General features: G+C 67.2%; 11 protein-coding genes. 6 read left to right on the forward strand and 5 right to left on the reverse strand.

The annotated features are described in order from the left end of the window. Positions 1-104: 104 nt before the first annotated feature. Positions 105-1,208, forward strand: coding sequence for an acyltransferase family protein (locus WI560_RS25170; RefSeq protein ID WP_375305347.1), 1,104 nt, complete (start codon positions 105-107; stop codon positions 1,206-1,208). 161 nt (positions 1,209-1,369) lie between these two features. Here the strand turns inward: WI560_RS25170 and WI560_RS25175 are convergent, their stop codons facing one another. From WI560_RS25175 to WI560_RS25195, 5 genes are read right to left on the reverse strand one after another with little or no spacing between them, the layout of a single operon-like run. Then, on the reverse strand, positions 1,370-2,140 hold the full coding sequence (locus WI560_RS25175; protein ID WP_375305348.1) for a sulfite exporter TauE/SafE family protein: 771 nt from the start codon (positions 2,138-2,140) through the stop codon (positions 1,370-1,372). Continuing rightward, on the reverse strand, positions 2,137-3,405 hold the full coding sequence (locus WI560_RS25180; RefSeq protein WP_375305349.1) for a CCA tRNA nucleotidyltransferase: 1,269 nt from the start codon (positions 3,403-3,405) through the stop codon (positions 2,137-2,139). Before WI560_RS25180 ends, WI560_RS25175 begins: the two co-directional genes overlap by 4 nt. Before the next feature lie 10 nt (positions 3,406-3,415). Next, positions 3,416-3,679 carry a DUF6111 family protein gene (locus WI560_RS25185; protein WP_375305350.1) on the reverse strand — a complete coding sequence of 88 codons (264 nt, stop codon included), beginning with the start codon at positions 3,677-3,679 and terminating at the stop codon, positions 3,416-3,418. After that, positions 3,676-4,347, reverse strand: a complete 672-nt coding sequence (locus WI560_RS25190; RefSeq protein WP_375305351.1) for a CoA pyrophosphatase — start codon at positions 4,345-4,347, stop codon at positions 3,676-3,678. Before WI560_RS25190 ends, WI560_RS25185 begins: the two co-directional genes overlap by 4 nt. Then, positions 4,344-4,955 (reverse strand): DUF1285 domain-containing protein, encoded by a 612-nt coding sequence (locus WI560_RS25195; protein ID WP_375305352.1) that lies wholly within the window; start codon positions 4,953-4,955, stop codon positions 4,344-4,346. Before WI560_RS25195 ends, WI560_RS25190 begins: the two co-directional genes overlap by 4 nt. A gap of 256 nt (positions 4,956-5,211) precedes the next feature. On the opposite strand from WI560_RS25195, the gene WI560_RS25200 reads away from it, so the two are divergent. The 5 genes from WI560_RS25200 (at position 5,212) to WI560_RS25220 (ending at position 12,584) form a co-directional block, all read left to right on the forward strand. Next, positions 5,212-6,210, forward strand: coding sequence for an AAA family ATPase (locus WI560_RS25200; protein ID WP_375305353.1), 999 nt, complete (start codon positions 5,212-5,214; stop codon positions 6,208-6,210). Further along, positions 6,210-7,154, forward strand: a complete 945-nt coding sequence (locus WI560_RS25205) for a DUF58 domain-containing protein (protein ID WP_375305354.1) — start codon at positions 6,210-6,212, stop codon at positions 7,152-7,154. The genes WI560_RS25200 and WI560_RS25205 overlap by 1 nt, the downstream gene beginning before the upstream one ends. Next, on the forward strand, positions 7,151-9,955 hold the full coding sequence (locus WI560_RS25210; RefSeq protein WP_375305355.1) for a DUF4159 domain-containing protein: 2,805 nt from the start codon (positions 7,151-7,153) through the stop codon (positions 9,953-9,955). The genes WI560_RS25205 and WI560_RS25210 overlap by 4 nt, the downstream gene beginning before the upstream one ends. A gap of 7 nt (positions 9,956-9,962) precedes the next feature. Beyond that, entirely contained in the window at positions 9,963-12,026 is a 2,064-nt protein-coding gene (locus WI560_RS25215; RefSeq protein ID WP_375305356.1) for a hypothetical protein, read from the forward strand. A gap of 153 nt (positions 12,027-12,179) precedes the next feature. After that, a complete protein-coding gene (locus WI560_RS25220) occupies positions 12,180-12,584 on the forward strand; it encodes a DUF2946 domain-containing protein (RefSeq protein WP_375305357.1) in 405 nt (134 codons plus the stop codon). Positions 12,585-12,698 lie beyond the last annotated feature (114 nt).

The following is a 12,698-nucleotide window of genomic DNA, read 5'->3' on the forward strand; positions in this document are numbered from 1 at the left end:
AAAAATGAGACCACTGACACGTCGTCCGATCCCGGCCTCTGCATCAGCCCTGACGAGACGTTGCCCACCAAGTGGCCGCTTGCGATCACCCTCGTGATGATCTCATGAAATCCAGCAGTGGCTTATATTTTTCTCGCCTCGATCACATCAGAGCTCTGGCGGCCTACCTCGTTTTCGTGTGGCACTTCACTCATCTCACGACTGATTTCCCGGTGCCGTACTCTGCCGTGCCGCCCTTCCCTTTCGCGCTGCTGGATGAGGGGCACGTTGGCGTTGGGCTCTTCATGACGCTGAGTGGCTACCTATTCGCCAAGCTGGTGAACGGGCAGGCGATCAACTATCCGGCGTTTCTCTGGAGTCGAGCCGTAAGATTGGTACCCTTGCTCGCCGCGTCTCTGGCCGCCTGGTATCTTCTTGGCAAGCTTCACATTGGGCCTCCAATTGACTTCAGTCATATCTGGCGCGGAATCTTGTTGCCGACGTTGCCGAATGGAGCTTGGTCGATCACGATCGAATTTCAGTTTTACCTGCTGTTCCCGTACCTGCTCGCGCTCAGCAACCGCTTTGGTCCTCATGCGCTGCTCATCGGCATCTGTCTCAGCCTCTGCCTGCGTGCGCTCCTCTGGGCAAGATACGGAGAGGTCCAGCTCGTGGCGTATTGGACCATCGTCGGGGCGATCGATCAGTTTCTGATGGGCATGTTCTTCGCAACGGCTGGCCTGGGCGAAAAGGCACGTCGCTTCATGGCTTTCACGTGTGGGCTGCTGTTCCTGATCTTCTGGCAAATATTCGACGCCGAGGGCGGCTTCTTCTACCTCGATGGGGCCTATCCCTCCCCCTCGGCATTATGGATAGTCATTCCGTCGATCCAGGCCGTAGCCTTTGGCAGTTTCATCGCCTGGTACGACAATTCAGGGATTAGCGTTCCCCCGAAGCTTGATCTCTGCCTTCGCAAAGTCGGAGAGTGGTCATATTCGATCTATCTCCTGCATTTTTTCCTGCGCGAAGTCGCAATATTCCTCGTCAAAGACCATGGTGGCCAAGACGCCAACTTTTGGTGGGCGCTCCCAGCTGCGACCTTGCTTTTCGCAGCATTCGCACCTGTGGCGGGGCTGTCATACGAATTCTTCGAGAAGCCGCTTCTCCGACTGCGCACGGCCTACATCGTACGATCCAGAAAGGGTTCGGCGGCACTGCATCCGCATTGAAATCCGATCCGCGACCTCGGGCTCGATGATCTGAGATCTGTTCGGGTCAAAGCTGCCGCAGACCGTTGAGCCGGCGCCTTCCGGTTGACTCAGCAGCCGACGTTCATGAGAACGAGCCTGGATCGCGGGCACGTTGCGGATGCCCAATCGGGCCCATCCGTCTACGCGACCAGCTGCCTCGCCGCCGCCGAGATCATCACCAGCCCGCCGGTGATGACAGCGACATCGAGGATCGCGGTGTGGATGTGCAGCGGCATCCGCTCCACGAAGGCCTTTGCCAGGAAGGCGCCGGGGATCGCGATCACGCCGATCAGGAGCGCGAAGGCAAGCACCTGTGCGGTGACGGCGCCGGCGAGGCCGAACACGGAAATCTTGATCAGGCCGGTGCCGAGCGAGATCATCGCATCGGTCGCGATCACGGCGGCGCCCTCCAGGCCGGCGGCCATCAGGAGCGAGAGCAGGATCACGCCGGAGCCGGAGGTGCCGCCGACCAGGACGCCGTAGCCGACCGAGCCGGCGGCAAGGCCGCCGTCTCCGATCCGCACGCTGCGGCGGCGGAGCACGCGGCGCAGCGGCACGCTCAGGATCAGCATGGCGCCGATCACCAGCGCCGCGCCCGCATTGGTCAGCCGCGTATAGCCGTAGGCGCCGAGCGCGGTGGTTAGCGCGGCGCAAGCGAGCACGATCAGCGCGCGGCGGCGGTCGGCGTAGCGCAGGTAAGCGACCGCGCGGCTAAAATTGGTGAAGATGGCGGAGATCGCGATGATCGGCACCACGGGCTCGGCGCCAACCAGCGGCACCAGCACCAGCGGCATCAGAGCGCCGGTACCGTAGCCGGCGAGGCCGCCGAGGATCGAAGCAAACAACGCCATCAACGCGACCAGCAGCAGCTGGAAGATCGAGATGTCGGCGAAGCCTGAGACGATGGTCACGTTCTCTCGTCGCGGCTGACGCGGGCCGCAGCTTGATCGGCGATGGCAGCGAGTGCGGCTTGCTCTAGGGGAAAATCCGCCGCGAGCCAAGCGTCCTCGGCGAGCGTCAACACGTGTCCGAGCGCGGGTCCTTCAGGCAGTCCGCGGGCGATGAAGTCGGCGGCCTTCAGCGGAAATTTCGGCGCCGTCCAGCGCTGCGGCAGCTCAGCGAGTGCGCGCCAGCGCGCGGAGGCGACATCGCCACCGCTCCGCGCCCAGCCCAGCAACACGCGATCGTGATAGCGCTCGGCACCGAGCCGGTAGAGCAGCCGCCGCGCATTGGCCTCGTCCTTGGTGGCGAGGCGCCACCAGCGGTGTCCCATCGAATCCAGCGCCTTGGTCTCGGCATTGGACAGCCGCAGGCGCGCGGCGACGCGCTTGGCATCCTCGGTCACGGCGACGGTCAGCGCGGCGAGGCGCCGCGTGCTGCCGGCGGCGAGGCCGAGCTCGCGCTCGACCGCAATCATCGTCGCCAGCGGTCCGGTGTAGACGACGCCGCCGACCAGCGTCTGCAGCAGGCCGCCCTCGGCCATGGCCAGCGCGGCCGCGGACGCTCCCGATGCCACCAGGAGCTTCAGCATCTCCATCCGCACCCGCTCGGCCGAGAGGCTGGCAAGGCCGGCGCGGCCGCGGATGCAGGCGAGATAGCCGTCGCGGTCGGGATCGCCCGCGCCGAAAGCGGCGTGGATGCGGAAGAAGCGCAGGATGCGCAGATAGTCCTCGGCGATGCGCTGGTCGGGATCGCCGATGAAGCGGACGCGGCGCGCTTTGGCATCCGCGATGCCGCCGACGTAATCGTAGACGACGCCCTTTGCGTCGGCCGACAGGCCGTTCATGGTGAAGTCGCGCCGCTCGGCGTCCTTCACCCAGTCGCGGCCGAACGCGACCTTGGCCTTGCGGCCGAAGGTTTCGGTGTCCTCGCGCAGCGTCGTGACTTCATAGGGATGGCTGTCGATGACCAGCGTGACGGTGCCGTGATCGATGCCGGTCGGCACGCCCTTGATGCCGGCAGCCTTGGCGCGTCGCATCACCTCCTCGGGCCGCGCCGTGGTCGCGATGTCGATGTCGCCGGGCTTGAGGCCGAGCAGCGCGTTGCGCACCGCGCCGCCGACCACCCGCGCCTCCTCGCCGTCGGCATTGAGCAATTGCAGGACGCGCGCGGTCCCACCCGAGATCAGCCAGGGCGCATCGGCAAGGACCGGCGCGAGTAAATGCTCCGCGCTCATCGTGCTGCCTCTATTTTTCCACGCCCGGCACCAGCCGACCGTTCTCGATATGGGCGGGAACGTAGGTCGAGTCCGGCGGCGCACCGGAGAACTCCGCAAGGCCGATCAGGCCCGCGATGACGAGCGCGAGCGCGACCAAGGTGAGACGCGCGACGATCGTGACCGGCCAGGACGAACGCGCGAACACACCGGAGCGGCTCGCGATCAGGAACAGCGCATAGACGGCAAACGGGATGAGGAAAATTCCGATCTCGGTCAGAACCGTCCGGATCATGACGAATAGATCCGCTCGTACAGCACACGCAGCATTCCGGCCGTCGCCCCCCAGATGTAGCGCTCCGCGAACGGCATCGCGTAATAGGACCGCTCCATGCCGCGGAATTCCTTGCTGTGCACCTGATGGTTCACCGGGTTCATCAGAAACGATAGCGGCACCTCGAAGGCGTCATCAACCTCGGAATGGTTGATGGTGAGCGAGAAGCCCGGCCGGACCTTGGCCACCGTCGGCAGGATCCGGAAGCCGAACGCGGTACCGTAGAGATCGAGATAGCCGAGCGGCTCGACGAAATCCCTGGACAGCCCGACCTCCTCCTCGGCCTCGCGCAGCGCCGCGACCAGCGGCGAGGAATCGGTCGCGTCGATCTTGCCGCCGGGAAAGGCGACCTGGCCGGCATGGTCGTTGAGATGCGCCGCGCGCTGCGTCAGCAGAATGGTCGGCTCGGGATGATCGACCACGGCGATCAGCACCGCCGCGGGGCGCACCGGCTGCTCGCGTGCGATGATCTCCAGCATCTTGTCGGTGCCGGGATCGCCCGAGGCGGGAATGATGTTGGGATCGTAGAGGCCGGGCGGCACGTCGAAGCCGAGCTTCGCCTTCGAGCGGGCGAAGAAATCCGCCGCGCCGAGCACGACCTGGTCGCTCTTCAGGATAGGCTTGGTCAAAGCGCGGCCCTCACCTGCTCCGCATCGGCCATGACGAAGAATTCGCCTGATGATTCGACGCCGAACATCGGTTGGCCATCGACCATCCGCTCCTCGCCCATGTCAACCAGATCGTAATAGAGCGCCCTCGTGACCTTGGCCCAGAGATCGGCTCGGACATGCAGGTAAGGCGTCAGCCCGCCGTCCGCCGCCTGCTCGAAGCGCAGCCGGTGCGCGGCATCGCAGGTGACCCAGTCGTCGACATTGGTGCGGAAGCGCAGCACGCGATGGCCGCTCTCATCGTCCTGCTGCATCTCGACCGCCATGAACGGCGCATCGTCGATGCGGATGCCGACTTTCTCCACCGGCGTGACCAGGAAATGCTTGTCGCCCTCGCGCTTGAGGACGGTCGAGAACAGCCGCACCAGCGCGGGACGCCCGATTGGCGTGCCCAAATAGAACCAAGTACCATCGGAGGCGATTCGGATGTCGAGATCGCCGCAAAACGGCGGATTCCACAGGTGTACCGGCGGCAGGCCCTTCTTGCCGCCTTCGGCATTGGCAGCATTCTTGGCGGCGGCAGTCAGCCCCTCGAGGCCACGATCGGCGCTCTGCCCTTGGTTCGCCATGGTTTGCCCTGACTTTGTCTTTGGCACGATTGGTGCAGGTCTACGTTGTACTTGGGTGCGCGGTTCCATCCGGGATAGTCCGGTGTGGAGGTCGCCACTTCGTGATGCCGTACATAACCCGAAGCCGATAAGGTGGGGATAGGTTAATTCAACGAATACATGGCCTTCCTGCAAGCCTAGCATAGGCCCATGATTTGACGCGATGCGGTGACATGACGGCCCAGGCAGCCGCATGGCGGGCTGAAGGAGCGAGCGGATGGCGGAGAGTGTCGAGAAACTCGAGGACGGGATCGTCCGTTCGGCCGAGCAGGTGTCGAGCCAGATTCGCGCCGCGAAGGATGCGATCGCCTCCGTCATCTTCGGCCAGGACCGCGTGATCGAAAACACGCTGGTCACCATCCTCTCCGGCGGGCATGCGCTGCTGATCGGCGTGCCCGGCCTCGCCAAGACCAAGCTGGTCGAGACCCTCGGCGTCACGCTCGGGCTCGATGCCAAGCGCATCCAGTTCACGCCCGATCTGATGCCGTCGGACATTCTCGGCGCCGAGGTGCTGGACGAGAGCACCACGGGCAAGCGCGCCTTCCGCTTCATTTCGGGTCCGGTGTTCGCGCAGCTCTTGATGGCCGACGAGATCAACCGCGCCTCGCCGCGCACGCAGTCGGCGCTGCTGCAGGCGATGCAGGAGCAGCACATCACCGTGGCCGGCGCGCGTCACGACCTGCCAAAACCATTCCACGTGCTGGCGACGCAAAACCCGCTGGAGCAGGAAGGCACCTACCCGCTGCCCGAAGCGCAGCTCGACCGCTTCCTGATGGAGATCGACGTCGACTATCCCGATCGCGACGCCGAGCGCCGCATCCTGTTCGAGACCACCGGCGCCGAGGAAACGCTGGCGAAGGGATCGATGAGCGCGGACGCGCTGATCGCCGCGCAGCGGCTGATCCGGCGCCTGCCGGTTGGCGATTCCGTCGTGGAGGCGATCCTGTCGCTGGTGCGCTCGGCCCGTCCGGGCCCCGACGCCGGCGAATCCGGCAAGTTCATCGCCTGGGGTCCCGGCCCGCGGGCCAGCCAATCCCTGATGCTGGCGGTGCGCGCCCGTGCGCTGATCGACGGCCGCTTGGCGCCCTCGGTCGACGACGTGCTCGACCTCGCCGAGCCCGTGCTGAAGCATCGCATGGCGCTGACCTTCCAGGCGCGCGCCGAAGGCCGCACCATTCCGGACGTGATCAAGCAGCTCAAGACACGGATCGGTTGATGGCAGCGGAGAACGGGCACACGGCGAAGGAGGTCATCGCGATCCGACGTGCCGATGGCGAAAGCCGCACGCTCGCAGCCTCCTTGCCGCGCCTGGTGCTCGAAGCCCGCCGTATCGCCGCCAACGTCATCCACGGCCTGCACGGCAGGCGCCGCGCCGGCTCCGGCGAAAATTTCTGGCAATATCGCCGTTTCGTCTCCGGCGAGCCGGCGCAGAACGTCGATTGGCGGCGGTCGGCGCGGGACGACCTTCTCTATGTCCGCGAGCTCGAGTGGGAAGCCTCGCACACGGTGTGGATCTGGCCCGACCGCTCGCCCTCGATGGCGTTCGCCTCGAAGACCGCGCGCGAGTCCAAGCTCGAGCGGACGCTGATCGTTGCCTTCGCGCTGGCCGAGCTGCTGGTCTCCGGCGGCGAACGCGTCGGGATCCCCGGGCTGATGGCGCCGACGGCGAGCCGCAGCGTCATCGACAAGATGGCGCAGGCGATGCTGCATGACGATGCCGATCGTCTCAGCCTGCCGCCGTCCTTCGTGCCTGCTGCGCTCGCCGAGACGATCGTGCTGTCGGATTTCTGGTCGCCGATCTCCGAGATCAGGACGACGCTCTCAGGACTGTCCGGCTCGGGCGCGCACGGCACGCTGGTGCAGGTCGTCGATCCCGCCGAGGAATCGTTTCCTTATTCCGGCCGCGTCGAGTTCGTCGAGCCCGAAGGGTTCGGCGTGATCACCGCCGGCCGCGCCGAGAGCTGGGCGCAGGATTACACCACGCGGCTCGCACTGCATCGCGACCAGATCCGCGCCGAGACGAGCAAGCTCGACTGGCTGTTCACGACGCACGCCACTGACCGCTCCGCCGCCGAGCTCTTGCTGTTCCTGCATACCGGCATGCAGGTGAGCAAGTCCGGCGCCCGCACCACGACCATCAAGGCGGGGCCGGCCGCATGATGGGACTGCCGCTCGCCTTCACCCAACCGCTGCTTCTGATCGGCCTCGTCAGCCTGCCGGTGCTGTGGTGGCTCTTGCGCGTGATGCCGCCGCGGCCGCGCCGCATCGAGTTTCCGCCGACCCGCCTGTTGTTCGACATCGCCCCGCGCGAGGAGACGCCCTCGCGGACGCCATGGTGGCTGACCGCGCTGCGGCTGCTTGCGGCAGCGTTGGTGATCTTCGCCGCCGCCGGCCCGATCTGGAATCCGCAGACCGGCCTTGCCGGCAGCAAGGCCCCGCTGATGATCGTGTTCGACGACGGCTGGAGCGCCGCATCGCACTGGGATGTCAGGATCAGGGCCGCCGACGAGCTGATCGCCAACGCCGACAACGACCGCCGCGCCATCGCGCTGGTGCCGCTGTCGGAGCCGAGCCGCGACATCACTCTGATGCCGGCGGGCGCCGCGCGCGTCGCGCTGCGCCAGCTCGCGCCAAAACCCTATTCGGTCGACCGCGTCGACACGCTCGCCGCGATCGACCGCTTCCTGAAAGCCACCGGCGATTGCGAGATCGCCTGGCTGTCGGACGGCATCGACACCGGCCGCGGCGAGGAATTCGTGGCCGGCCTCGGCAAGACCATCGGCGAGCGCAGCCTGACCATCTTCGATGGCGGCACCCCCTCGCCGCTGGCGCTGGTCGCGGCCGAGAACGCCGCCGCGAAGATGACGGTGAAGGTGCTGCGCACCGACAGCGGCATCGTGGTCGGCACCGTGCGCGCGCTCGACCAGAAGGCCTCGCCGATCGGCGAAGCGCGGTTCTCTTTCGGCCCGCAGGACAAGGAGACCGACGCCGCGTTCGATCTGCCGGTCGAGCTGCGCAACGACATCAACCGCCTGGAGATCTCGGGCGAGCGCTCCGCCGGCGCGGTGCAGCTGCTGGACAAGCGCTGGCGCCGCCGCGCCATCGGCATCGTCTCGGGCTCGACCAGCGAGACCGCGCAGCCGCTGCTGGCGCCGACCTTCTACCTCGCCCGTGCGCTGACCCCGTTCGCCGACGTCAGGCTCGCCGACAAGGGCTCGCCGCAGCAGGGCATCACACAATTTCTGGACCAGAAGCTGCCGATGATCATCCTCGCCGATGTCGGCACCATCGCGCCGGAGCTGCGCGAGCGCCTCAATGCCTGGATCGACCAGGGTGGCGTCCTGGTGCGGTTCGCAGGTCCCCGGCTCGCGCAGGCCGAGGACGACCTCGTGCCGGTCAAGCTGCGCAAGGGCGGCCGCACGCTCGGCGGCAGCCTGACCTGGGAGAAGCCGCAGCATCTGGCCTCCTTCGCGGCCGACGGCCCGTTCGCCGGCGTCGCGGTCCCCAGGGACGTCGCCGTCAGCCGCCAGGTGCTGGCCGAGCCCGACGCGGTGCTCGCCACCAAGAGCTGGGCCTCGCTGGAGGACGGCACGCCGCTCGTCACCGGCGAGCATCGCGGCAAGGGGCTGGTCAGCCTGTTCCACGTCAGCGCCGACATGCGCTGGTCGGATCTGCCGATGTCCGGCACCTTCGTCGAAATGCTGCGGCGGATCGTCGACATGTCCGGCTACACGTCCAAGCCCGGCGCAGGCGTTGCAGGTGAAGCGACCACCGAGACGGTGGCGCCGCTGCACATCCTCGACGGCTTCGGCGCCTTCGGCCCGCCGCCGGCGACCGCAAAGCCGCTGCCCGCCGATTACCGCGACCGCGCCACATCAGATCATCCGCCCGGGTTCTACGGCCCCGCCGAAGGACCGCTCGCCGTGAACACGCTTGCCAGCGCCGACCGCATCGCGGCCCTCAACACCACGAGCCTGCGCGCCCGGCACGCCACCTACACCAATGCCGAGCCGCGCGACCTGCGCGGCTGGCTGCTGTCGACGGCGCTCGCGCTGTTCCTGATCGACGCCGTCATCGTCGCGGTGCTCGGCGGCGGCATCGCCGCGCTGCTGCGCCGCCGCGCCGCGCCCGCCATGATCGTGCTCGGCCTGCTGCTCACCACGCTCGCGCCGACGCCGTCACGCGCCGACGGCGCCGCGGACGATTTCGCGATGAAAGCGACGGCGCAAACCCGCCTCGCCTATGTCGTCACGGGCAATGCCGACGTCGATTCCATCGTCAAGGCGGGGATGAACGGGCTGACGCTGTTTTTGGCCCAGCGCACCGCGCTCGAGGCCGGCGATCCCGTCGGGATCGATCCGGCGCGCGACGAGCTCGCCTTCTTCCCGCTGATCTACTGGCCGATCGTGCCGGGCGCGCCGAAGCCGCCGCGGGACGCCATCAACAGGATCGACGCCTACATGAAGCAGGGCGGCACCGTGCTGTTCGACACCCGCGACGCGATCGAAGCGCCGCCCGGCGCGAACGGCGCGGCGCAGACCCCCGCCATGCAGACGCTGCGCGAGATCCTGTCCTCGCTCGACGTGCCCGAGCTCGAGCCGGTGCCGCGCGAGCACGTGCTGACCAAGACCTTCTATCTGCTGCGCGACTTCCCCGGCCGCTTCGTCACCGGCCAGACCTGGGTCGAGACACTGCCGCGCGACGAGGACGAGGACAGCGCGCAGCGGCCGGCGCGCGGCGGCGACGGCGTCTCGCCGATCATCATCACCTCGAACGACCTTGCCGGCGCCTGGGCGGTGCGGCCCGACGGCCAGGCCATGCTGCCGGTGACCGGCGGCGACACCCGCCAGCGCGAATTCGCCTACCGCGCCGGCGCCAACATCGTGATGTACACCCTGACCGGCAATTACAAGGCCGACCAGGTGCACGCACCGGCCCTGATCGAACGGTTGGGGCAATAGGATCGAGATGAATTACGGCATCGCATTCACGCCGCTCGTTCCCGCCATCGTGCTCTGGCTCGCGCTCGCCGCGATCGTCGTTATCGCGATCGTGCTGCTGGTGGCGCGGGCGCGCGGCTCTGCCGTGCGCGTGGCCGCGCTGGCGCTGTTCCTGCTCGCGCTCGCCAACCCCTCCTTCACCCGCGAGGAACGCGAGCCCCTCACCTCGGTCGCCGCGATCGTCGTCGACAAGAGCCCGAGCCAGAATTTCGGCAACCGCAATCGCGAGGCCGCAGCTGCGCAGGAAGCGCTGGTCGACAGCCTGAAGAAGATCAAAGGGCTGGAGGTGCGCGTCGTCGATGCCGGACAGGCCGATGGCGAGACCGACGGCACCAGGCTGTTCGGCGCCCTCGCCTCGACCTTGTCGGACGTGCCGGTCGACCGCGTCGCCGGCGCGTTCCTGATCACCGACGGCCGCGTCCACGACATTCCGGCGAACGCCGCCGCGCTCGGCTTCCAGGCGCCTGTGCATGCGCTGATCACCGGCCAGAAGGACGAGCGCGACCGCCGCATCGCGATCACGGCCGCGCCGCGCTTCGGCATCGTCGGGCAGAGCCAGACCATCAGCTACCGCCTCGACGACCAGGGCGTCACCGGCGAGCGCGCCAAGGTCACGATCCGCAGGGACGGCGAGGTCATCAACGAGCGCACGCTCTCGAGCGGCCAGGCTGCGAGCGTCGACGTCGACATCAAGCATGCCGGACCGAACATCGTCGAGATCGAGGCCTCCCCGCTCGAGCGCGAGCTGACGCCGGTGAACAACCGCGCCGTCGTCGCCATCGACGGCGTGCGCGACAAGCTGCGCGTGCTGCTGGTCTCGGGCGAGCCGCATTCCGGCGAGCGCACCTGGCGCAACCTCTTGAAGTCCGACGCCAGCGTCGATCTCGTCCACTTCACCATTCTGCGGCCGCCGGAGAAGCAGGACGGCACGCCGATCAACGAATTGTCGCTGATCGCGTTTCCGACCCGCGAACTGTTCCAGCAGAAGATCAACGAATTCCAGCTGATCATCTTCGACCGCTACGCCCGTCAGGGCGTGCTGCCGATCGCCTATTTCGACAACATCGCGCGCTATGTCCGCTCGGGCGGCGCGGTGTTGGTCTCGGCCGGCCCCGACTACGCCTCCAACACCAGCATCTGGCGCACGCCGCTGGATACGGTGCTGCCGGCCGAACCGGTCGGGGTGACGGAGAAGCCGTTCTATGCGCATCTGTCCGACCTCGGCAAACGCCACCCCGTCACGCGCGGCCTCGAAGGCTCGGCCTCCGAGCCGCCGCGCTGGAGCCGGTTCTTCCGCACCGTTGATACCCGCAATTCCGTCAACCCACCGGTGATGACGGGTGTCGACGGCAAGCCGCTGTTGTTCCTGTCGCGCTTCGGCGAGGGCCGCGTCGCGCTGCTGCTGTCCGACCACATCTGGCTGTGGGCGCGCGGCTATGAGGGCGGCGGCCCGCACCTCGATCTGCTCCGACGGATGTCGCACTGGCTGATGAAGCAGCCCGACCTCGACGAGGAGGCGCTGCGCCTCCAGGTGCAGGGCAAGAATCTGGTCGTGGTGCGCCAGACCATGGCGGACAGCGTCCAGCCGGTGAGCGTGACCTCGCCGTCCGGCGCCTCGCAGGATTTGACGCTGAGCCCAGGGGAGCCCGGCGAATGGCGCGCAAGCCTGCCGGCGAGCGAACTCGGGCTGTGGCAGGCCACCGACGGCACACTGAAGGCGCTGATCAATGTCGGACCGACCAATCCGAAGGAGTTTTCGGAAGTCACCTCCACGGTCGAGACCTTGAAGCCGCTGACCCAGGCGACCGGTGGCAACGCCGTGCGCGTGGCGAATGGCGCCAACGTCGAGCTGCCGCGCATCCTCCCCGTGCGTTCGGCCAGCGTCTTTGCCGGCGACGGCTGGATGGGGGTCAGGATGCGCGATGCCAGCGTCGTCAAGGGCGTCGGCGTGCTGCCGATCTTTGCCGGCCTGATCGGCCTGTTGCTGCTGCTCGGCGCGTTTGCGGCGACCTGGGTCCGCGAAGGGCGCTGAACGCTCCGTTGCTCGAACGCCACATCGGACAGTCACCCGCGCTGGGCGGGTTGGAGTACCGTTGACATCAGCTGACGATTGGAGCGATGTTACATTATAACATCGCGACGCCCCAGGCACTGGGCGCCCGCGATGTGGGGGTGGCGTTTTCCGATGAAGTGGTTCCGGTCGAATATCAGGCACGGCGCCCGGCTCGCGTTGTTCGCGATGCTGGTGCAGTTCGCGCTGACGTTCGGCCACAGCCATTGGTTCGCTCAGGCCGCTACCCTAGCCCAGGCCACTCACCACCAAGTCGATGGCGGCAAGGATCAAGCTGCGGTCGACCGCGCGGCGGTTCACAAGCAATCGCCGTCAAGCCCCGACCGCGAGCATCAGGGCGAAGACAATTGTGCGATTTGCGCCGTCGTCGCGATGGCGGGCACGATCCTGTTCGCGACTCCGCCACTGTTGCAGCTGCCGCAGGCGATCGACCTGCTCTATCGCACCACCGATGCCGAATTCCTCCATCTGAAATCGGCCGGCACGGCGTTCCAGCCGCGCGCACCTCCCGCGTCCTGACTCCCGACACCACTTGATCACGCCCGCCGTCGCGCTTTCAGGCGCCCGGCCGGGAAAAGTTGAAGTCGAATTCCGTCGCACCGCGGCGGCAGGCCGCCTCCGATCAGCAGACCA

Source organism: Bradyrhizobium sp. A11 (assembly GCF_042077125.1).
Lineage (GTDB): Bacteria > Pseudomonadota > Alphaproteobacteria > Rhizobiales > Xanthobacteraceae > Bradyrhizobium > Bradyrhizobium japonicum_B.

Excerpts from the sequence above, each read along its gene's own strand:
- WI560_RS25200 (WP_375305353.1), top strand. The coding sequence starts at position 5,212 with ATGGCGGAGAGTGTCGAGAAACTCGAGGACGGGATCGTCCGTTCGGCC.
- WI560_RS25170 (WP_375305347.1), top strand. The coding sequence starts at position 105 with ATGAAATCCAGCAGTGGCTTATATTTTTCTCGCCTCGATCACATCAGA.
- WI560_RS25185 (WP_375305350.1), bottom strand. The coding sequence starts at position 3,679 with ATGATCCGGACGGTTCTGACCGAGATCGGAATTTTCCTCATCCCGTTT.
- WI560_RS25210 (WP_375305355.1), top strand. The coding sequence starts at position 7,151 with ATGATGGGACTGCCGCTCGCCTTCACCCAACCGCTGCTTCTGATCGGC.
- WI560_RS25220 (WP_375305357.1), top strand. The coding sequence starts at position 12,180 with ATGAAGTGGTTCCGGTCGAATATCAGGCACGGCGCCCGGCTCGCGTTG.
- WI560_RS25205 (WP_375305354.1), top strand. The coding sequence starts at position 6,210 with ATGGCAGCGGAGAACGGGCACACGGCGAAGGAGGTCATCGCGATCCGA.
- WI560_RS25195 (WP_375305352.1), bottom strand. The coding sequence starts at position 4,955 with ATGGCGAACCAAGGGCAGAGCGCCGATCGTGGCCTCGAGGGGCTGACT.
- WI560_RS25215 (WP_375305356.1), top strand. The coding sequence starts at position 9,963 with ATGAATTACGGCATCGCATTCACGCCGCTCGTTCCCGCCATCGTGCTC.
- WI560_RS25180 (WP_375305349.1), bottom strand. The coding sequence starts at position 3,405 with ATGAGCGCGGAGCATTTACTCGCGCCGGTCCTTGCCGATGCGCCCTGG.